16 protein-coding genes are annotated in these 19,821 nt (G+C 72.1%); 5 read left to right on the plus strand and 11 right to left on the minus strand.

Going from position 1 to position 19,821, the window contains the following annotated elements; translation table 11 throughout:
• Positions 1-143: 143 nt before the first annotated feature.
• The 4 genes from ACFYQQ_RS36050 to ACFYQQ_RS36065 form a co-directional block, all read right to left on the minus strand.
• Positions 144-2,591: a [protein-PII] uridylyltransferase gene (locus ACFYQQ_RS36050; RefSeq protein WP_356171956.1), complete on the minus strand. Its 2,448-nt coding sequence runs from the start codon at positions 2,589-2,591 to the stop codon at positions 144-146.
• Between the two features lie 26 nt (positions 2,592-2,617).
• Entirely contained in the window at positions 2,618-2,956 is a 339-nt protein-coding gene (locus ACFYQQ_RS36055; protein WP_142192909.1) for a P-II family nitrogen regulator, read from the minus strand.
• On the minus strand, positions 2,953-4,293 hold the full coding sequence (locus ACFYQQ_RS36060; RefSeq protein ID WP_355790016.1) for an ammonium transporter: 1,341 nt from the start codon (positions 4,291-4,293) through the stop codon (positions 2,953-2,955). The genes ACFYQQ_RS36055 and ACFYQQ_RS36060 overlap by 4 nt, the downstream gene beginning before the upstream one ends.
• Positions 4,294-4,627: 334 nt before the next feature.
• Positions 4,628-6,106: a hypothetical protein gene (locus ACFYQQ_RS36065; protein ID WP_356171952.1), complete on the minus strand. Its 1,479-nt coding sequence runs from the start codon at positions 6,104-6,106 to the stop codon at positions 4,628-4,630.
• Positions 6,107-6,554: 448 nt separating this feature from the next.
• On the opposite strand from ACFYQQ_RS36065, the gene ACFYQQ_RS36070 reads away from it, so the two are divergent.
• Positions 6,555-7,217, plus strand: coding sequence for a bifunctional DNA primase/polymerase (locus ACFYQQ_RS36070; protein WP_355793679.1), 663 nt, complete (start codon positions 6,555-6,557; stop codon positions 7,215-7,217).
• Positions 7,218-7,325: 108 nt separating this feature from the next.
• Here ACFYQQ_RS36070 and ftsY read toward each other — a convergent pair whose 3' ends face one another.
• Positions 7,326-8,531 carry a signal recognition particle-docking protein FtsY gene (gene ftsY / locus ACFYQQ_RS36075; RefSeq protein WP_355793681.1) on the minus strand — a complete coding sequence of 402 codons (1,206 nt, stop codon included), beginning with the start codon at positions 8,529-8,531 and terminating at the stop codon, positions 7,326-7,328.
• Between the two features lie 364 nt (positions 8,532-8,895).
• On the opposite strand from ftsY, the gene ACFYQQ_RS36080 reads away from it, so the two are divergent.
• Complete coding sequence (locus tag ACFYQQ_RS36080) at positions 8,896-9,876, plus strand: LLM class flavin-dependent oxidoreductase (RefSeq protein ID WP_356243157.1); 981 nt, start codon at positions 8,896-8,898, stop codon at positions 9,874-9,876.
• A gap of 78 nt (positions 9,877-9,954) precedes the next feature.
• Here ACFYQQ_RS36080 and ACFYQQ_RS36085 read toward each other — a convergent pair whose 3' ends face one another.
• The 4 genes from ACFYQQ_RS36085 to ACFYQQ_RS36100 form a co-directional block, all read right to left on the minus strand.
• Positions 9,955-11,367, minus strand: coding sequence for a sugar porter family MFS transporter (locus ACFYQQ_RS36085; RefSeq protein ID WP_355791950.1), 1,413 nt, complete (start codon positions 11,365-11,367; stop codon positions 9,955-9,957).
• 349 nt (positions 11,368-11,716) lie between these two features.
• On the minus strand, positions 11,717-15,385 hold the full coding sequence (locus tag ACFYQQ_RS36090; protein ID WP_388906754.1) for an AAA family ATPase: 3,669 nt from the start codon (positions 15,383-15,385) through the stop codon (positions 11,717-11,719).
• Positions 15,386-15,592: 207 nt separating this feature from the next.
• Positions 15,593-15,793 (minus strand): hypothetical protein, encoded by a 201-nt coding sequence (locus ACFYQQ_RS36095; RefSeq protein WP_355791117.1) that lies wholly within the window; start codon positions 15,791-15,793, stop codon positions 15,593-15,595.
• Between the two features lie 380 nt (positions 15,794-16,173).
• Positions 16,174-16,455 (minus strand): acylphosphatase, encoded by a 282-nt coding sequence (locus ACFYQQ_RS36100; protein WP_355791120.1) that lies wholly within the window; start codon positions 16,453-16,455, stop codon positions 16,174-16,176.
• Positions 16,456-16,597: 142 nt separating this feature from the next.
• Between ACFYQQ_RS36100 and ACFYQQ_RS36105 the strand changes: the two genes are divergently transcribed.
• Entirely contained in the window at positions 16,598-17,548 is a 951-nt protein-coding gene (locus ACFYQQ_RS36105; RefSeq protein WP_356172015.1) for a CAP domain-containing protein, read from the plus strand.
• A 140-nt stretch (positions 17,549-17,688) separates the two neighbouring features.
• Complete coding sequence (locus ACFYQQ_RS36110) at positions 17,689-18,015, plus strand: hypothetical protein (protein ID WP_388906767.1); 327 nt, start codon at positions 17,689-17,691, stop codon at positions 18,013-18,015.
• A 36-nt stretch (positions 18,016-18,051) separates the two neighbouring features.
• Here ACFYQQ_RS36110 and ACFYQQ_RS36115 read toward each other — a convergent pair whose 3' ends face one another.
• Together ACFYQQ_RS36115 and ACFYQQ_RS36120 are read right to left on the minus strand one after the other, a co-directional pair.
• Positions 18,052-18,486 carry an NUDIX hydrolase gene (locus ACFYQQ_RS36115; RefSeq protein ID WP_355786451.1) on the minus strand — a complete coding sequence of 145 codons (435 nt, stop codon included), beginning with the start codon at positions 18,484-18,486 and terminating at the stop codon, positions 18,052-18,054.
• A gap of 185 nt (positions 18,487-18,671) precedes the next feature.
• On the minus strand, positions 18,672-19,259 hold the full coding sequence (locus tag ACFYQQ_RS36120; RefSeq protein ID WP_355786449.1) for a flavodoxin family protein: 588 nt from the start codon (positions 19,257-19,259) through the stop codon (positions 18,672-18,674).
• Positions 19,260-19,391: 132 nt separating this feature from the next.
• Between ACFYQQ_RS36120 and ACFYQQ_RS36125 the strand changes: the two genes are divergently transcribed.
• Positions 19,392-19,817, plus strand: coding sequence for a helix-turn-helix domain-containing protein (locus ACFYQQ_RS36125; protein WP_355786446.1), 426 nt, complete (start codon positions 19,392-19,394; stop codon positions 19,815-19,817).
• Positions 19,818-19,821 lie beyond the last annotated feature (4 nt).

Genomic DNA, 19,821 nt, shown 5'->3' on the forward strand with positions numbered 1-19,821 from the left:
TATCCGGCCGGGCGCGGTGGGGTCTCCACCGCGTTCGTACGAGACTGTCTGCGCCATCGTACGAACGCGGCCGTACCCCCTCCGGGACGGCTCCGCGGGCCCGGTCCACTCCCCCGCGCGAACCCGCGGCACGCCCCGGTTCCCTAGGCGCGCAAGGTCTCCTCCAGGGCCCTGGCCACCGTGGCCGCCTCCTCGCCGGGCAGGGGCGTGCCCTCGGTGCCGGTGACGTAGAAGGCGTCCACGGCGTTGGCGCCCAGGGTGGACACGTGCATGCTGCGCACGCGTACGTTCGCCTTCTCCAGCGCCCGGCCGATGCGGTGCAGCAGGCCGGGGGCGTCGTGGGCGCGGACCTCGATGACCGTGGCGTGCCGGGAGGCGGCGGGGGCGACCGTGACCCGGGCGGGCGGCGCGACCGTCCCGCGGCGCCGCGGGTAGGCGGCGTCCCGCTCGGCGAGCCGGCCCGCGATGTCCAGGGAGCCCTCCAGGGCGCGGACGAGGTCGGCGCGCAGCCGGGCGGCCTGCGGCAGGGAGCCGTACTCGGCGGCGACCCGCCAGTTGAGCAGCAGGACGGAGCCCTGCACGGACTCGGACAGGTCCAGGGCCCGCAGCTCGGCGGTGCGGACGGTCAGCCGGTGCATGGCGAGGACACCGGCCACGGCGGGCAGCACCTCGGGCTGGTCGGGGACGGCGATGAGCAGTTCCACGCCGAGCGGTTCCGGGTCGCCGGAGGGTTCCTCCTCGGCCGGTGCCTCCGTCTGCGCGCGCAGGGCGAGGACGGGTCCGCCGGTGCGGAACGCCTCGATGGCGAGCCGCTCCTGCTCGGCGGTGGGCGCGGCGTCGTCCGGTTCCTCGGGGGCGTCCCCGGCGAGTACGGCGGCGACGCGTTTCACCAGGTCGGCGACGAGGGATCCGCGCCAGGACGACCATGCGGCCGGTCCGGTGGCCAGCGCGTCGGCCTCGGTGAGCGCGTGCAGCAGTTCGAGGGTGCCCTGCGAGCCGACGGCCTCGGCGACCGAGCGCACGGTGGCGGGGTCCTCCAGGTCGCGCCGGGTGGCGGTCTCGACGAGCAGCAGGTGGTGGCGGACCAGGGTGGCGAGGACGGCGACCTCGGCGCGGTCGAAGCCGATGCGGGCGGCGACGTCCTTGGCGATGATCTCGCCCGCCACCGAGTGGTCGCCGGGCCAGCCCTTGCCGATGTCGTGCAGCAGCGCGGCGACGAGCAGCAGGTCGGGGCGGCCGACGCGGCGGGTCAGTTCGGAGGCGCGGACGGCGGTCTCGATGAGGTGGCGGTCGACGGTCCAGATGTGGACGGCGTTGCGCTGCGGCCGGCAGCGCACCCGCTCCCAGTCGGGCAGCAGCCGGGTGATGAGTCCCTCGGCCTCCAGCGCCTCCCAGACCTCGATGGTCGGTCGGCCCGAACCGAGCAGGGTCACCAGCTGTTCGCGGGCCTCGGCCGGCCAGGGCGTCGGCAGCGGGCGGGCGACGGCGGCCATCCGGCGAACGGCGTGCAGGGAGAGCGGGAGTCCGGACTGGGCGGCCGCCGCGGCGGCGCGCAGCGGGAGCACGGGATCGCGCTCGGGCCGGGCGGCGCGGGCGAGGACGACCTCGCCGTCCTGTTCCACCACGCCCTCGGCGAGCGGGGAGCGCTCGGCGGTGGGCTTGGCGCCGCCGAGCATGGCGCGCAGGCGCGGCCGGACGGCCCGCGACCTGAGCACGCGGCCCACCTCGCGCCAGGTGACGTCGCTGGCGTACGAGACGACGCGCGCCGCCTCGTACACCTGGCGCAGCAGGGTGTCGGCGTCGAGCAGGCCGAGTTCGGCGGCGACCTGGTCCTGTTCCTGGAGGGCGAGGCGGTCGGTGGCGCGGCCGGTGGCGAGGTGCAGCGCGTCGCGTACGTCGAGGAGCCTGCGCCGGGCGTCGGCGAGCCCTTCGCGGGGGGCGTCGGCGAGCCAGGACGCGGCGACGGCGCGCAGGGCCGTGGCGTCCCTGAGCCCGCCGCGGGCCTCCTTGAGGTCCGGCTCCAGGAGGTACTGGAGTTCGCCCTGCCGTTCGGCGCGTTCGGCGCACAGCTCCTGGAGTTCGGGCAGGCGTTTGGGCGCCTGGTTGCGCCAGTCGGCGAGTACGGCCGTACGCAGTCCGGCGGTCAGGCCGAGGTCGCCGGCGAGGTGGCGGGCGTCGAGCAGGCCGAGCTGGACCTTGAGGTCCTCGCCCGCCGTCCTGCGGGCCTCGGCGGGCGTGCGCACGGAGTGGTCGAGGGCGAGGCCGAGGTCCCAGACCGGGTACCAGATGCGGTCGGCCAGGGCGGCGATCTCCTTGGCGTCCCCGCCGTCGTGCAGGAGCAGCAGGTCGAGGTCGCTGCGCGGGGAGAGCTCGCCGCGGCCGTAGCCGCCGACGGCGACGAGGGAGACACCGCGCAGCCCCGCGGCGCCGGCGTCGAACAGGCCGGTGAGCCAGTCGTCCGTCAGTTCGGCGAGGGCCGCACGGCGCGGCGGCCCGGACCGCGCCCCCTCCTGGAGGAGGCGCAGCCGGGCCGCCGCGTAGCCGCTGGGTCCCGAGTCCTCTGCATCCGTGCGCATGTCCGTACTCGTCACCCAGCGACTCCTGTCTTTCTTCGCTTCTACAGCGCGTCCGGGCCGCGCTCGCCGGTCCGGACGCGGACGGCGGTGTCGACCGGGACGGACCAGACCTTGCCGTCACCGATCTTGCCGGTGCGGGCGGCCTTCACGACGACGTCGATGAGCTGTTCGGCGTCGTCGTCCTCGACCAGCACCTCGATGCGGATCTTGGGGACCAGGTCGACGGTGTACTCGGCACCACGGTAGACCTCGGTGTGTCCCCGCTGCCGACCGTAGCCGCTGGCCTCGGTGACGGTGAGACCGTGCACGCCGAAGGCCTGGAGGGCCTCCTTGATCTCGTCGAGCCGGTGAGGCTTCACGACGGCGGTGATGAGCTTCATGCGTCCACCTTCTTGCTCGCGCTGTCCTGGACCGGGGCGGCCACGGCGGTCCGGTCCAGACCGCCGCCGGCGCCGCTGAAGTCGTATGCGGTCTCGGCGTGTTCGGCCTGGTCGATGCCGGCCACCTCCTCGTCGTCCGCGACGCGCATCCCGATGGTCTTGTCGATCAGGAAGGCGAGGATCGCGGAGACCACCAGGGAGTAGCCGAGGACGGCGAAGACACCGGCGCACTGCTTCCAGAACTGGTCGAGGCCGCCGCCGTAGAAGAGGCCCTGGACGTCGGACTGGCCGCCGCCGCTGGCGAAGAAGCCGATGAGCAGGGAGCCCACGACACCGCCGACGAGGTGGACACCGACGACGTCGAGCGAGTCGTCGTAGCCGAGCTTGTACTTGAGGCCGACGGCCATGGCGCACAGCACACCGGCGATGGCGCCGACGGCGATCGCGCCGAGCGGGGAGACCGCTCCGCCGGACGGGGTGATCGCGACCAGACCGGCGACCGCGCCGGAGGCGGCACCGAGGGTGGTGAACGCGCCGTGGCGGATCTTCTCGTAGGCCAGCCAGGCCAGCATCGCGGCGGCGGTGGCGACCTGCGTGTTGACGAACATCAGCGCGCCGACGCCGTCGTCGTTGCCGAGCCACGAGCCGGCGTTGAAGCCGAACCAGCCGAACCACAGCAGACCGGAGCCGAGCATGACCAGCGGCAGGCTGTGCGGGCGCATCGGGTCCTTCTTGAAGCCGACCCGCTTGCCGATGACGAGGATCACGCCGAGTGCCGCGGCGCCCGCGTTGATGTGGACCGCCGTACCGCCGGCGAAGTCGATGACGCCGAGCTCGAACGCCCAGCCGCCGGTGCCCCACACCCAGTGGGCGACGGGGAAGTACACGATCGTGACCCAGAGGGTGATGAACAGCGCCCAGGCGGTGAACTTCACGCGGTCCGCGAGGGCACCGCTGATCAGGGCGGGCGTGATGATCGCGAACATCAGCTGGAAGACGGCGAAGACGTAGACCGGGATGGTGTAGCCGTCCCACAGCTCGGTCAGGCCGATGCCGCTGAAGCCGACGTAGTCGGACGACCATCCGATGACGCTGCCGGAGTCGGTGCCGAAGGCGAGCGAGAAGCCGTAGAGCACCCACAGGATGGTGACGATCCCGAGGCTGATGAAGCTCATCATCAGCATGTTCAGGGTGCTCTTGACGCGGACCATGCCTCCGTAGAAGAAGGCCAGGCCCGGTGTCATGAGCATCACCAGGGCGGAACAGATGAGCATGAAGCCTGTGTTGGCGGACGACAGCTTCGGTGCGTCCGCCGCAAGCATGATGGCTGATGCCATCGGCGTCTCCTCGTCGTTGGTACGGCCCCGTGCGGGCGAAGCCTGAGCGGTATGAGGGGTGGGCCGGTTATGCGCCATGAGATTGACGCAGCGCGGTTTCCGTCGACGCCCCTCGATGTTTCGCCGCAGTGACGAAGGCACCTTGTGTGTTACGCGTCCATGAACTGCCTGATGCCGGGCCGGGCGATCGTTATCGTGGCGCAACCTTCTGTCGCGGGCAGTGGGCCGGCCGCGACCGGCCGTCCGATGACCTGGCATGGGGGAGCCGAGTCGGGCAGTTCGGGACGGCCGGCCGCGGCCGGGGTACGGGGCGGGGCCGCTCGCGCGGCCCGGGTCAGACCGCCGCCTCGACGGTCTCGGGCAGGTCGACGGCGAGCTGGTCGGTGAGGTCGATGATCTCGGCGAGCTCACCGAAATCGCGTACGGCCGTGTCGACGGTCTTCCGGATACGGGTGTTCACCCGCTCGGAACGCACCTTCTTGGCGCTCACCATCGCCTGCTTGGCCAGGACCGCACCCCGCTCGGGCTCGCGCTGGAGCAGGTGCACCGTCGCCAGGCCGATCAGGTTGAGTGCGTACGACCGCTGGTGCTCGGAGTCCTTGGCGAAGAGGTCGACTGCCCGCTGCATCAGCGGCTCGGCCAGCGAGGCGTAGGTGGGGCTGCGGCCGGCGACATAGGCGAGGTCGCGGTAGGAGTGCGAGTTCTCCCCGTACAGCTCGGCCTCGGAGAAGAAGCGGATCCAGTCGGGGTCCGGGTCGTCCCATTCGTGTATGTCGGCGAAGGTGTCCTCGGCCATCCTGACGGCCCGCTTGCACTTGCCGGGCTGCCCCATGTTGGCGTAGGCGCGGGCCTCCATCGCATACAGCATGGCCTGGGTGCGCGGGCTCGCGCAGTCGCGGCTTCCGTACTGCGCGAGATGGACGAGTTCGAGCGCGTCGTCGGGCCGCCCGAGGTGGATCATCTGGCGGCTCATGCTGGAGAGGATGTACGAGCCGAGGGGCTTGTCGCCGGCCTCCTTGGCCGCGTGCAGCGCGAGCACGAAGTACTTCTGCGCGGTCGGCTGGAGCCCCACGTCGTAGCTCATCCAGCCCGCCAGCTCGGCGAGTTCGGCCGCGACCTTGAACAGGCGCCTGTTCGTGGCCTCGGGCTGCGGCTCCTGGAGCAGGTCCGTCACCTCGTGCAGCTGGCCGACCACCGCCTTGCGGCGCAGGCCGCCGCCGCACTGGGCGTCCCACTGCCGGAACATCACGGTGGTCGATTCCAGCAGGTCCAGCTCGGGCTTGGACAGGCGGTTGCCGCGGCGCGCGGAGGCGGCCGGCTCGGGCTCGGGGCGCGGCGCCGTCGGACTGGGCACCAGCCAGCGCTGCATGGGCTCGATCAGGGTGGGTCCGGCGGCGAGGGCCAGTGAGCTGCCGAGGAAGCCGCGCCGCGCCAGCATCAGGTCGCTGCGCGAGAACTCGCTGATGAGCGCCACCGTCTGCGGGCCCGTCCAGGGCAGGTCGACCCCCGACACGGACGGTGACTGGTGGGCGGTGCGCAGGCCCAGGTCCTCGACGGCGACGACGCACCCGAACCGCTCCGAGAACAGCTCGGAGAGGATGCGCGGGATCGGCTCCCGGGGGTTCTCACCGTCCAGCCAGCGGCGTACGCGCGAGGTGTCGGTGGAGATGTGGCTGGCCCCCAACTGGCGTGCCCTGCGGTTGACTTGCCGGGCGAGCTCGCCCTTCGACCAGCCGCTGCGCACGAACCACGAGCCGAGCATGTCGTTGGGGCGCTTCTCAGCGTTCGTCGCGCCTCCGCCGTTGCCGCCCACTGGAACGCCCCCATCCCTCAGACCACTTGTACGCTGCGTGCGCCAAGCCCTATCAGAATGCCGGTAAACACCGCCGCGCGTCCGGCAGTTGTCACCCTTCGAACGGGAAGCCGAGTTGCCTCCGGCATACCCACGAGTGCGCGCATCCCCGGGGCTTGTGCACTCAAAGTAATCCTACGATCACCCGTCCAGCCATGGCGATCCCGGAAACGCCACCATTCGCCACCCCTTCGAATGAACTACCGGTGGCCTTCACGCGATTCACTTGACACAGGACGAGAAGTGCCGGGCGGAGGGGTGCATTCAGGGGCGCACGGAGACGAGCGCGCCACCCTGAGTACTTCCACGCGCTGCCTGGAACACGCGGAAGCCGGGAAGCAGCGAAACAGAGAGTCACAATCCGGATTCGCTTCGTAACCACCGGCGCGCTGGACCCGTTGGAGGGGGCATGGGCTTCACGATCGGCGGCACTCGCGGGATGCGCGAAATCCGGCCCGGCGCTCGGCGCCGCGGGCGCTCCTCGGAGTGCACCGCCGTGGCCGAGTTCACCGGACTCTGGGGCTGGGACGTGGTGCCCGGCGCCCGCGCCGCGGCCGGCGTCTGCTCCTGCGGCAAGGCGGACTGCCCCGCCCCCGGAGCGCACCCCCTGGACTTCGCCCCGGTAATCCCGGCGGGCGCCACCCTCGACGAGGTCTCCGACATCTGGGGCGAGTTCCCCGGCGCCGCCGTGATGCTGAAGGCGGGGCGCGCCTTCGACGTGATCGAGGTCGCCGAGGCGGCCGGGCGCCGCGCCCTCGCCCGGCTCGAACGGATGGGGCTCCCCCTCGGGCCCGTGACGGCCTCCCCCGACGGCCGCGCCCACTTCTTCGTCGCCCCGGGCGCCGCCGCCGAACTGCCCCGGTTGCTCTACCGCATGGGCTGGGACGACGCGGACCTCGACCTGCACGGCCTCGGCCCCGGTACGTACGTCACCGCCCCGCCCTCCGACCGCGGGGGCCTCGGCCCGGTCCGCTGGCTGCGCCCGCCCGCGCTGGACTCGGCGACCCGGCCGCCACAGGCACGGCTGCTCCTGGGGACCCTGGCGTACGTGGCCCACCGCTCACGCGTCTAGGACCGCACAGCGAAGCGCCCGTCCCCCACCGCAGCCTGGGGACGGGCGCTTCTCCGCGCACCTGCCGAGGCGGGTGCGTCCTGTCCATCCGCCGGTCTCAGCGGGTGGTCACTCTCCGATAAGGGCGTCAACGAACGCCTCCGGCTCGAACGGCGCCAGGTCGTCCGCGCCCTCGCCGAGGCCCACCAGCTTGACCGGCACGCCCAGCTCGCGCTGGACGGCGATGACGATGCCGCCCTTGGCGGTGCCGTCGAGCTTGGTCAGCACGATGCCCGTGATGTCCACGACCTCCGCGAAGACCCGGGCCTGCACGAGACCGTTCTGCCCGGTCGTCGCGTCGAGGACGAGCAGCACCTCGTCGAGCGGCGCGTGCTTCTCGACGACGCGCTTGACCTTGCCGAGCTCGTCCATGAGGCCGGTCTTGGTGTGCAGACGCCCGGCGGTGTCGATGAGGACGACGTCGGCGCCGGTCTCGATGCCCTCCTTGACCGAGTCGAAGGCCACGGAGGCGGGGTCGCCGCCCTCGGGACCGCGCACGGTGCGGGCGCCGACGCGCTCGCCCCAGGTCTGGAGCTGGTCGGCGGCGGCGGCACGGAAGGTGTCGGCCGCGCCCAGCACCACGTTCCTGCCGTCGGCGACGAGCACCCGGGCGAGCTTGCCGGTGGTGGTGGTCTTGCCGGTGCCGTTCACCCCGACGACCATCACGATGCCCGGGGTGTCGAGGTTCGAGTCGGTCTTGACCTCGCGGTCGAACTCGGGGACGAGGAGCGTGAGCAGTTCCTCGCGCAGCAGGCCGCGGAGCTCCTCGGGCGTGCGCGTGCCGAGCACCTTCACGCGCTCGCGCAGCCGCTCGACCAGCTCCTGTGTGGGCTGCACGCCGACGTCGGCGGTGAGCAGGGTGTCCTCGATCTCCTCCCAGGTGTCCTCGTCGAGGTGTTCGCGCGCGAGGAGCGTGAGCAGCCCCTTGCCCAGCGCGTTCTGCGAGCGGGAGAGCCGGGCACGCAGCCGCACGAGGCGTCCGGCGGTCGGCTCCGGGATCTCGATCGGGGGTGCGACCGTCGGGGGCTCCTCGACGGCGACGGGCGCCGAGGCCGAGCGGTCCGGAAGGTCCACCTCCTCGATGGTTCTGCGCGACTCGTCGCGCGGTGTCTCGGCCTCGTCGCCGACGTGCGGTTCGGCCGGAGGGGCGGTGATGTCGGGCGTGGAGGGCGGCGGCGGGGGCAGCTGCTTGCGCTTGCGGCTGCCGACGACGAGCCCGCCGAGCGCGCCGATCACGACCACGGCGATGACTACAGCAAGGATGACGGTTTCCATAACCTCCTCAGTATCGGCCATGGCCCTCCGGGGAGCCCAGCCTGTGACGCCCGCCCGGGCGCCGGGCCCCGCGGCGTCCCGCCAGCCGGTGCCGTGCCGGGCCGCCGATCGGGGCCGCCGGTCCCGGTGCCCGGCTCCCCCGCCGTCCCGGGCGCGCCGCCGCCCCGGCGGCCGGGAGGACCCGGGCCGACGCGTACGGGTGCGAGGCGCGGCGCGGCGAGAAACAGACACGAGTGCCGTGGCGGGTACGCGAGCGCCGAGCCGGTACGCGAGCGGCGACGCGCACCCCTGGCCGTCTGACGCCCCGTCAGCTAACGTCCCCCTGCACCGGCACCCCGCCCGCCCGGCGAAGGGGGACTTCTCCATGCCCGTCACGGTCGTACGCTTCAACCTCGTCGAGCCAGACGCCACGCCCGCGTCGCTGAGCGCCCGCTACCGGGCGGCTGTCGAGATGGCCGCGTATGCCGACGACCGCGGGATCAGCACCGTGCAGACCGAGGAACACCACGGCGTCGCCAACAACTGGCTGCCCTCCCCGTTCACCTTCGCGGGGGCGGTGCTCGGCGCGACGCGGCGCCTCGCGGTCACCGTCTCGGCGGTGATCGGCCCGCTGCACGATCCGCTGCGGCTCGCCGAGGACATCGCCGTACTGGACCTGCTGAGCGGCGGCCGTCTGGTGACGGTGGCCGGCATCGGCTACCGGCCCGAGGAGTACGCCCTCTTCGACGTGGACTGGAAGCGGCGCGGCGCCCTCCAGGACGAGCTCCTGGAGACGGTGCTGAAGGCGTGGACCGGCGAGGAGTTCACGTACCGGGGCCGTACGGTTCGGGTCACCCCGCGGCCGTACTCCGACCCGCATCCCCTGCTGCTGGTCGGCGGGTCCTCGAAGGCGGCGGCGCGGCGGGCCGCCCGGCTGGGGCTGCCGTTCTTCCCGAGCGCGCACCTGCCGGAGCTGGAGGCGTACTACAAGGACCGGCTGGCCGAGTACGGGACCGAGGGCTGGACCATGATGCCGTCCGCCGTGACACCCCTGCTGCACATCGCCGAGGACCCGGACCAGGTGTGGGCGGAGTACGGCGAGCACTTCCTGCACGAGGCGCGGACGTACGCCTCCTGGCAGTCCGGCGGCATCCGCTCGGCGGTGAAGTCGGGGGCGACGACCGTCGACGAGCTGCGCGGGGAGGGCGTGTACCGGATCCTCACGCCCGACGAGTGCGTGGCGCAGCGGCTGGACACCCACGTGCTGCACCCGCTGTCGGGCGGGATGCCCGTGGACGAGGGCTGGCGCAGCCTGCACCTGTTCTGCGAGAACGTACTGCCCCGGCTCACTGACCTCACGGTCTGAGCCGGGGCGGTACGCCTTCACGGATACGGGGAGAGGGGCAGCGGGGACTTGGCCACTCCCCCCCGAGACTCGGGGCGGTCAGCCCATCTCCTCCAGGGCCTTGCCCTTGGTCTCCTTCACGAACTTGAGCACGAAGGGGATGGAGAGCGCGGCGAAGATCGTGTAGATCACGTAGGTCGCGGAGAGGTTCCAGTCGGCCAGCGACGGGAAGCTCGCAGTGATGGCCCAGTTGGCGATCCACTGCGCGGAGGCGGCGACGCCGAGCGCGGCGGCGCGGATCCGGTTCGGGAACATCTCGCCGAGGAAGACCCAGACGACGACACCCCAGGAGAGGGCGAAGAAGAGCACGAAGACGTGGGCGGCGATCAGGGCGACCCAGCCCTGGGTGGTCGGCAGCTTGCCGTCGACCAGGTCGAACGAGAAGGCCCAGGCCTCCAGGGCGAGACCGACGACCATACCGGCGGAACCGATGAGCGCGAGGGGCCTGCGGCCGACCCGGTCCACGAAGATCATGGCGATCACGGTGCCGATGATGTTGATGATCGACGTCGTGAACGAGTAGAAGAACGACTGCGAGGGGTCGACGCCGACGGACTGCCACAGCGTGGAGGAGTAGTAGAACGCCACGTTGATGCCGACGAACTGCTGGAAGACCGAGAGGCCGATACCGATCCAGACGATCGGCAGGAAGAAGAACTTGCCGCCGAGCAGGTCCTTGAAGGTCGACTTGTGCTCGCGCTTCATGGCGAGCTCGATCTCGGCGACGCGGGCGTCCAGGTCGACGTCCTTGCCCTCCACCTCGGCGAGCACCTCGCGGGCGCGGGCATCCTTGCCGGCGGAGATCAGGTAGCGCGGCGACTCGGGGATCGCGAAGGACAGCAGGCCGTAGAGGACGGCGGGCACGACCATCACGCCGAGCATGACCTGCCAGGCCTCCAGGCCGAGCAGCTCACCGCGCTGGTCGCCGTCGGCGGCGTTCAGGATGCCCCAGTTGACCAGCTGGGAGATCGCGATGCCGATGACGATCGCGGCCTGCTGGAAGGAGCCGAGCCGTCCGCGGTAGGCGGCGGGCGCGACCTCGGCGATGTAGGCCGGGCCGATCACGGAGGCCATGCCGATGGCGAAGCCGCCGACCACGCGCCAGAAGGCCAGGTCCCACAGGGCGAAGGGCAGCGCGGACCCGATGGCGCTGACGGTGAACAGCACGGCGGAGATCTGCATGCAGCGGATGCGGCCGATGCGGTCCGCGATGCGGCCCGCGGTCGCGGCGCCGATGGCACAGCCGATCAGCGCGATGGCGATGACCTGGGCCAGGGCCGCGGAGCCGACGTCGTAGCGGCTGCGGATGGCCTCGACGGCACCGTTGATGACAGCACTGTCGTAGCCGAACAGGAAGCCGCCCATCGCGGCCGCCGCCGCGATGAAGATGACGTGCCCGAGATGATCGGGGTGAGCCGTCCTGGCTCCTGACGCCTGCGCTGTGCTGGTCACGTGAACTCCTCGGGCCACCGGCCTCACTGCCGGGGGTGGGGGCGAGCCCTTCAGTGGTCCTACCAGTGGCGCACACCTTCGCGCCGCCCACCACCTGAAGGTAAAAACAACGTTGCAGAGCCTATGCCTTCAAGTTTCGAAGTCAATAGTCGCTTGCTGTGAATTTTTTCCCTGCACGTGCCGGACTTGCATTCAAGAGTTGAACTCAATCCGACGGCATGGTTCGTCTACCCCGAGGCGCCGAGGACAAGCGGGGTGGCGGGGCGCGACATGGTGGAGGGGCCGCGGGAGGCGGACGGCACCGTGGTTCCGCCTTCGGCGGGCGGGCTTCGTCCGCGCGGCGCCGGGTTCAGCGCAGGCGCTGGCTGATGACCTTCGAGACGCCGTCGCCCTGCATCGAGACGCCGTACAGCGCGTCGGCGACCTCCATCGTGCGCTTCTGGTGCGTGATCACGATGAGCTGCGACGCCTCCTGGAGCTCCTGCATGATCCGGATCAGCCGCTGGAGGTTGGTGTCGTCGAGCGCCGCCTCGACCTCGTCCATGACGTAGAAGGGGCTGGGCCGCGCCTTGAAGATCGACACGAGCAGCGCGACGGCGGTCAGCGACCGCTCGCCGCCCGACAGCAGGCTCAGGCGCTTGACCTTCTTGCCCGGGGGACGCGCCTCGACGTCCACACCCGTGGTGAGCATGTTGTCGGGGTCGGTCAGGATCAGCCGCCCGTCCCCGCCGGGGAAGAGCCGGCTGAAGACGCCCTCGAACTCGCGGGCCGTGTCCCGGTAGGCCTCGGTGAACACCTGCTCGACGCGCTCGTCCACCTCCTTCACCACCTGGAGGAGATCGGCGCGCGTCTTCTTGAGGTCCTCCAGCTGCTCGCTGAGGAACTGGTGGCGCTCCTCCAGCGCGGCGAACTCCTCCAGCGCGAGCGGATTGACCTTGCCGAGCTGCTGGTACGCCCGTTCGGCGGCCTTGAGCCGCTTCTCCTGCTCGGCCCGGTGGAACGGCCGGGGCCGGTTGCGCGGGTGCTCGGGGTCCTCGGGCAGCTCCTCGCCCTCGGCCGGGAGGGAGGGCGGCACGAGCTGCTGCGGTCCGTACTCGGCGACGAGCCCCTCCGGCTCGACCCCGAGCTCCTCCAGCGCCTTCGACTCCAGCTGCTCGATCCGCAGCCGCTTCTCCGCGCCGAGCACCTCGCCGCGGTGCACCGAGTCGGTGAGCTTGTCGAGCTCCCCCTTCAGCTCCCGGCCGGTGCTGCGTGCCTCGGCGAGCTCCCGCTCGTACCGGGCCTTGGCGGCGTCGGCGGCGGTGCGCTCCTCCTCGGCGCGGGCGAGGGAGACCTCGACGTGCGCCAGGAGCTGGCGTGCGCCGGACGCCACGGCACCGGCGACCGCCGCCTCGTGCCGCAGCCGGGCCCGCCGCTGCTCGGCACGCGCGCGTGCCTCGCGTTCGGCCCGTGCGGCCCGGTCGAGTCCGTCGGCCCGCCCGGCGAGCCCCTTGACCCGCTCCTCGTGCGTACGCACCTGGAGCCGGGCCTCCATCTCGGTCTGCCGCGCGTTGGCGCCGTCTGCCGCGAGCCGGTCCCGTACGGAGGTGTCCGGTTCCTCCTCCACCGGCAGCTCCTCGGCGACGGCCAGTCGCTCGGCGAGTTCCTCCGCCTCCTCCACGGCCCGGTCGAGCGCTTCCTGCGCCCGCGCGGTCGCCGCGGCGCTGCGCTCGGCCTCCCCGGCGGCTCCGCGCGCCTGCCCGGCCAGCCGGCCGAGCTGCTGCGCGACGGACGACTTCTCGCGCTCGGCGGCCCGTCGCCGCTCCCCCAACTCCTCGACCAGCGCGGCCCGTTCCGCCCGCAGTGCGGTGGCGCGGCGCTGCGCCTCGCCGAGTTCGTCGCACCGTACGGCGAGCTCTTCCAGCTCCGCCGCGGCCTCGTCGACGGAGGCCTGCACCTCCAGCAGACTCGGTGCCCCGGCGGAGCCGCCCTGCGCGAAGTGCGCGCCCAGCAGGTCACCCTCGGCGGTCACCGCGGTCAGCTCGGGACGGGCGTACACCAGGTCCTCGGCGTCCTCCAGCGTGCCGACGACGACGATCCCGCGCAGCAGCCGCCGCACGGCGGGCATCAGCTCGGCGGGCCCCCGGACGAGATCGGCGGCGTACGGCGGTCCGCCGTGCCGGATCGCGTCCTCGTCGGCACCGGCCACCGCGGCCTCCCGCCCACCGGAGTCCACGGGGGACGGCTCTCCGGTGCCGTCCGCGGCACCGTCCCGCAGTACGTCCGCGCGCGCGGCGTCGCCCGCCGGCGGTTCCTCGGGGGCGCCCGCGAGCAGCAGGGCCGCGCGACCGGCGTCCTGTTTGCGCAGCAGGCGGATGGCCTCCGCGGCCGAGGCTGGCGTGGTCACGGCGATGGCGTCCGCCGCGGCGCCGAAGGCCGCGGCGAGGGCGACCTCGTGTCCGGGGGCGACGTTGAGCAGTTCGGCGGCGGGGCCGAGCAGGCCGCCCAGCCGGTCCTTCGCGCCGAGCAGCGCGCCCGTGCCGTCCTTGCGGCGCAGCCCGAGGGCGAGGGCGTCGCGGCGGGCCTGGGTGGCGGCGCGTCTGCGTTCCGCCGTCGTGAGCGCCTCGCGGGCGGCCGTGAGGTCGGCCTCCGCCTCGGCGAGGGCGGCCTTGGCCGCCTCGTGCCGTTCGGCCAGTTCCTGGTCGCCCGCGTCGAGGCCGTCAACCTCCGCCTTCAGCTGCTCGTACTCCTCCTGCGCCGCGACCGCCCGCTCCTGCGCCTCGTCGCGGCCGGCGGCCAGGCGGTCGATCTCGGCCTGGGCGGACGCGGCCCGCGAACGGGCGGCGTTGACCTGGCCGTTGAGCCGGGCGAGACCCTCACGCCGGTCGGCGATGGCGCGGGCGACGTCCCTGAGGCGGCGTTCCTCGACGGCGAGCTCGCGCTCCAGCTCCGCCCGGTGCGCGACGGTGTCCTCCAGGGCGTGCTGGGCCGCCTCCAGGGCCGCTTCGAGCTCGGCCTCCTGCTCGCGGATCCGGGCGGCCTCGCGCTCCAGGTCCTCGGGGTCGCGCCCGCGCCGTTCCTCGGCGGGAGCGGACGTGGCGCTCTTCACGCGCGCGTCGGCCAGCGAGACGGTGCCGCGCACCCGCTCGGCGAGCTGGGAGAGTTCGTACCAGGTCTGCTGGGCGCGCTGGAGGCGCGGGGCGAGCCGCCGGACCCCGTCCTCCAGCAGGGACTCGCGCTGAAGGGCCTTCTTCAGTTCGGCCTCGGCGCTCTCCTTGCGTTCCTTGAGGGCCGCTTCGTCGGCGATCTCGGCCCGGAGCGCCTGGCGCAGCCGCACGAGGTCGTCGGCGAGCAGCCGCAGCCGCGCGTCCCGCAGGTCGGCCTGGATGACGGCGGCGCGGCGGGCGACGGCGGCCTGGCGTCCCAGCGGCTTCAGCTGTCTGCGGAGTTCGTCGGTGAGGTCCTGCACGCGCGCGAGGTTCGCCTTCATCGCGTCCAGCTTCCGCAGCGCCTTCTCCTTGCGCTTGCGGTGCTTGAGGACGCCGGCGGCCTCCTCGATGAAGGCGCGCCGCCCCATGGGGTCGGCGTGCAGGACGGAGTCGAGCTGGCCCTGGCCGACGATGACGTGCATCTCGCGGCCGATGCCGGAGTCGGAGAGCAGTTCCTGGATGTCGAGGAGGCGGCAGGTGTCGCCGTTGATCTGGTACTCGCTGCCGCCGTTGCGGAACATGATCCGCGTGATGGTGACCTCGGCGTACTCGATGGGGAGGGCCCCGTCGGAGTTGTCGATGGTCAGGGACACCTCGGCCCGGCCGAGCGGCGGGCGCCCGGTGGTGCCGGCGAAGATGACGTCCTCCATCTTGCCGCCGCGCAGCGACTTCGCGCCCTGCTCGCCCATGACCCAGCTCAGCGCGTCCACGACGTTGGACTTGCCCGAGCCGTTGGGTCCCACGACACAGGTGATGCCCGGCTCGAACCGCAGCGTGGTCGCCGAGGCGAACGATTTGAACCCGCGGAGGGTCAGGGCCTTGAGGTGCACGCCGCCGGACTCTACCTTTCGCGCCCGTCTCACTCCATGAACGCGCGGTTTCACCCATGAACGTGCAGGGCACACCATCCGTTAAGAGAGTGGGGGTGCGTGGGGGGCAAGAAGAAGGGACGCCGGAGAGGCGTCCCTTGCAATTCTGACAGCGCGGCGGCCGACCGGTACTGCTTCGACCACTGCTGTCGTAGTGCGGCCCAGCGATCAGGTGAGCGCAGGCTCCGCCTGGGGTACGTCGATGCTCTCAAAGGAGTCGTGAGAAGCGGCAGCCGCGAGCGCGTCCTTCTCGGCCTGAATCCGTACGAGCTCGGATTCGAGGTCCTGGACGCGCTGCTGGAGCCGTCGCATCTCGGCGATGAGCCGCGGGTCGGAGCCGCCGACGTAACCGAGAAGCGCCTTTGCCATGATGGATGGTCCTCCACACTGAGTGACCGACCGAAGCGGTGTGGGTCGTGAGGGAATCGCACCCGCGATGCTTGACACTCTTGAGTTCTGCTGCCGTTCCTACATGCCAAACAGCTAAGGTGCGCGGGGCTTTCAGAGTCTCACCAAAAAGTTTGACGGTCAACACGATCACGCCCCGTATCGGCGGGCGACCCGGGGGCACGCGGCCCCGACCGGGCGGCGCGACGACTCCTGCGGGGCCCTCAGGGCGTGGAGATCAACGTCAATGGCGGAGCCTGCCATGACGAGCCGTTCTTGGCAACCACCAGGTCATTCCCGCTCCGGACGGGCTCCGGTGGCGGCGCCGGGACGCCGCTTCGCCGGGGTCGCCGGCGTCTCCGTCAGCGGATGGCGAAACCGTCGTAGATGCCGCGGGGCGTGTCCCATATCTCAGTGACTCCGTCCACGCGCCCGGGTGTGTCGTCCCCGCGGAGCCACTCCAGGAGTCCGTCGCACGCCTTGCGGGGGCCCTCGGCGACCACCTGGACGCGTCCGTCCTCCAAATTGAGAGCAAAACCACTCAGCCCGCCGATCTCCAGGGCCCTGGCACGCGTGAACCAGCGGAAACCCACTCCCTGGACCCTGCCGCGCACCCATGCGACGAGCCGCACATCCTCGTTCATGAGTGCACGCTAACCGGACAATGTCCCTCGGAGCACCTCCTCCCCCTGCGCCATGGGGTACCGTCCCGACCCAATGAGTCTCATGTGAAACTCACTCGTTCGAGTGAGTGATGGTGACCGCAAGGACGAGGAAGGCCAGGAGATGGGACGCCACCGACGCTCCGCCGCCGGCGCCGCCGCCACGGGCCGCGCCACCGGTGTCACGGACACGCACCGGGTACACACGGAGAGCTACGGGCCGGAGAACCTGTACGGCTACGCCGCAGTGGCCGACCTCCCGCAGAACGCCGCCGCGCGCTCGCACCGCAAGAAGAAGGCCGGGGCGCCGGTGCGCACCGGTCTGCTCGGGGTCTCCGCGGCCGTCGCGCTGGGGACCGTCGCGGTGGCCGCCGGCGTGCTGCCGGGCAGCGACAACTACTCGGTCGGCGGCGGCAACGCCTCGGACAAGGTCCAGGCCGCCGACTCCCCGTCCGGCCTGGAGACCGAGCAGGGTGGCTCGACCGCCGCCGCGGAGGACCGCGAGGACACCGGCACGAGCCGTGACGCCCAGCGCTCCGTCTCGCCCTCCGCCGCTCCGTCCAAGACGGCCGAGAAGCCGTCGGCGACGCCGTCCGAGAAGCCTTCCGAGAAGCCCGGCAAGTCGCAGGCGACGAAGAAGCCCGGCCAGGCCGCCACGAAGGCGCCCAGGAAGCCCGCCCCGGCGAACGTGTCGGCCGAGACGGCCGCCGAGACCGCGGTGCTGAAGCTCGTCAACGAGGAGCGGGCCAAGGTCGGGTGCAGCCCGGTGGCGGCCAACAGCGGGCTGTCCGAGCTGGCCGCCGCGTTCAGCGAGGACATGGCCACGCGCGGCTTCTTCGACCACACCGACCCGAGCGGGGCCTCGCCCTGGGACCGGGCGGCGAAGGCCGGCATCACCGACCTGGGCGGCGAGAACATAGCCCGGGGCCAGGCCACCGCCGAGGCGGTCATGGAAGCCTGGATGAACAGCCCCGGCCACCGCGCCAACATACTGAACTGCGACTTCAAGACCCTGGGAGTAGGCGCCCACTTCGGCTCCGGCGGCCCTTGGTGGACGCAGGACTTCGGCTACTGAGCCACCCGCGGAACACGGCCCGGACCCCTGCGGCCCCCTGCCGCGTCCGGGCCGACCGCACGCTTCCCTCGGGGCGCGGCGGCCTGGTCCGCCTTCCAGAGCCGGGCGGGATGTCGGAGCCCGGTGAGAGCGTGTCCGGCGTGGAGACGCCCACAGCTCCTTGTGACGGGGACGAAGAGCACGCCGTCATCGCCCGCTTCCGCCTTGCCGCCGACGGTTTCGGCGACGCCGATCAGCGCGAACGGATCTACGAGGCCGAGGACGCCCTGACCGTGGCGGTCGGGGAAGCCGGAGCCGGAGAGTTCGACGGCAACGAGTTCGGGCAGGGCGAGGCCGCGCTCTACGCCTACGGGCCGGACGCGGATCGCCTGTTCAAGGCGATGGAGCCCACCCTTCGCGACCTGCCGTTCAGGCCGGCGCACGTGGTGCTTCGCCGAGGCGACGGTGAGTCCCGCGTCGAACTGTGAGACGGTCCCGAGACCGTCGGCGACCGTCCGGACCCGTCAGACCCCCCACCCCTTCGCCTCCTCACGCAGGTAGTCGGCGAGTTCGGGTGGATGCAGTTCGAGCGCTGCCACGGCGGACGCGACCAGGGCGACCCGGACCGGTGCGAAGTCGCCCAGGTCGGGATCGTCGAGTTCGGGGCCCCCGCGGCGGCTCGCATCCGTGTCCAGCACGTCCGCCCGGAAGTAGTGCTGGACGACAGTGACCTTCTCGCCCGGTTCGGTCAGCGTCAGGAACTCGGTGGCGGGGCCGATCGTGGCGCCGATCTCTTCCATGACTTCACGGCGCAGAGCCGCTTCGAGGTCGGCGTCGCCGGGCTCGACCCCTCCACCCACGGTCGTCCAGTACGGGGAGCCGCCCGGCCATCCCCGGCGCAGGAAGACCAGGCAACCGTCATCGAACAGGACCGCGCGAACGTTGTGACGGACCTTCATGGGCCGAAGGTAGGCCCGGCCCCGTGCCGGGCGGTAGCAGTCCCGCGGCCCTAGGCCCCGGGCCCGGTCGGACCGAGGTCGGACTCCGGGGCCGCAAGCTCCCGCGTATCGCGGCCCCCGGGCCCGCCCCCGCATCCGCGAAGTGAGGCGGGGCACCCCCTACCGAGGCCCCCCGCCCGCGCGCGTCACGCGGCTGCCGTGCGGCCCAGGGCGAAGACTCGCGCCGTCTGCGCGACCCGGCGGCCCAGGTGCTCCGCCGTCGCGACGTCGGACTTGTGGACGCCCTCCGGGCCCTGGTCGTTGTTGGACTGGGCGGCGGCGCCGGCGAAGAAGCCGAGGCGGTTGAGGTCGTTCTCGGAGGCGGTGCTGCTGTTCCAGCCGGGGAGCAGGCCGAGGCTCACCCAGTTCATGCCGTGCTGCGCGGCGAGCGTCTGGAAGAACTGGAGCGTGTGCAGCTTGTCGCCGCTCTTGGACGCGGAGTTGGTGAAGCCGGCCGCCAGCTTGTCCTTCCAGTCCTGCCCGAACCAGCGCTTCGAGGACTCCTCGGCGAACGCGTGGAAGGCGCCGGACGCGGTGCCCATGTACGTGGGCGAGCCGAAGACGATCGCGTCCGAGGCGTCGAGCAGCGCCCACTGCTCCTCGGTGATCTCGTCGACCTTGACCAGGTGGACCTCCGCTCCGGCGTCGGCGGCGCCGGCACGGACGGCCTCGGCGAGGACGGCGGTGTGGCCGTACCCGGAGTGGTAGGCGATGGAGACAACAGGGGTCGTCACGATGGGCTCCTGTGGTGAGGGAGACGGGAGCGGCCGGGATCGGCGCCGCTCCTCGGCGATGACGAAAGGAAAGCACTAACTTCTAGTTAGCGCAACCGACCAGTTAGCGCTGCGGCGCAGTATGCTGACTCCATGGAATCCATCGCGCAGGCAGCCAAGGCCGCGGAAGGCGTCGAGTCCCCGGGCCTCGCGTACGACGTGTTCGCCCGCAGCTGCCCGTCCCGGGGCACGCTGGAGCACGTCACCGGCCGCTGGGGCGCGCTCACGCTCGGGGCGCTGCACGAGGGCTCGTTCCGCTTCAACGAACTGCGCCGCCGCGTCGACGGCGTGAGCGAGAAGATGCTGTCCCAGACGCTGCACGCCCTGGAGCGGGACGGTCTGGTGCACCGCGAGGCCCAGCCGACCAACCCGCCGCGCGTGGACTACGAACTGACGCCGCTGGGCCGCGAGGTCGCCGAGCGCCTGCTGACGCTCATCCACTTCGTGGAGGGCCGCATGGACGACGTACTGGAAGCGCGCGGGCGTTACGACGAGACGCGCGGCGCCACAGCCGTCTGAGAGT

Origin of the sequence: Streptomyces sp. NPDC005496, from assembly GCF_042872045.1 — a bacterium.
In the GTDB taxonomy this organism is placed as follows: domain Bacteria; phylum Actinomycetota; class Actinomycetes; order Streptomycetales; family Streptomycetaceae; genus Streptomyces.

What these genes read in the sequence shown, in the direction of transcription:
- ACFYQQ_RS36055 (WP_142192909.1), bottom strand. Translation starts at nt 2,956, where the DNA reads ATGAAGCTCATCACCGCCGTCGTGAAGCCTCACCGGCTCGACGAGATC.
- ACFYQQ_RS36060 (WP_355790016.1), bottom strand. Translation starts at nt 4,293, where the DNA reads ATGGCATCAGCCATCATGCTTGCGGCGGACGCACCGAAGCTGTCGTCC.
- ACFYQQ_RS36070 (WP_355793679.1), top strand. Translation starts at nt 6,555, where the DNA reads ATGGGCTTCACGATCGGCGGCACTCGCGGGATGCGCGAAATCCGGCCC.
- ftsY (WP_355793681.1), bottom strand. Translation starts at nt 8,531, where the DNA reads ATGGAAACCGTCATCCTTGCTGTAGTCATCGCCGTGGTCGTGATCGGC.
- ACFYQQ_RS36080 (WP_356243157.1), top strand. Translation starts at nt 8,896, where the DNA reads ATGCCCGTCACGGTCGTACGCTTCAACCTCGTCGAGCCAGACGCCACG.
- ACFYQQ_RS36095 (WP_355791117.1), bottom strand. Translation starts at nt 15,793, where the DNA reads ATGGCAAAGGCGCTTCTCGGTTACGTCGGCGGCTCCGACCCGCGGCTC.
- ACFYQQ_RS36100 (WP_355791120.1), bottom strand. Translation starts at nt 16,455, where the DNA reads ATGAACGAGGATGTGCGGCTCGTCGCATGGGTGCGCGGCAGGGTCCAG.
- ACFYQQ_RS36105 (WP_356172015.1), top strand. Translation starts at nt 16,598, where the DNA reads ATGGGACGCCACCGACGCTCCGCCGCCGGCGCCGCCGCCACGGGCCGC.
- ACFYQQ_RS36115 (WP_355786451.1), bottom strand. Translation starts at nt 18,486, where the DNA reads ATGAAGGTCCGTCACAACGTTCGCGCGGTCCTGTTCGATGACGGTTGC.
- ACFYQQ_RS36125 (WP_355786446.1), top strand. Translation starts at nt 19,392, where the DNA reads ATGGAATCCATCGCGCAGGCAGCCAAGGCCGCGGAAGGCGTCGAGTCC.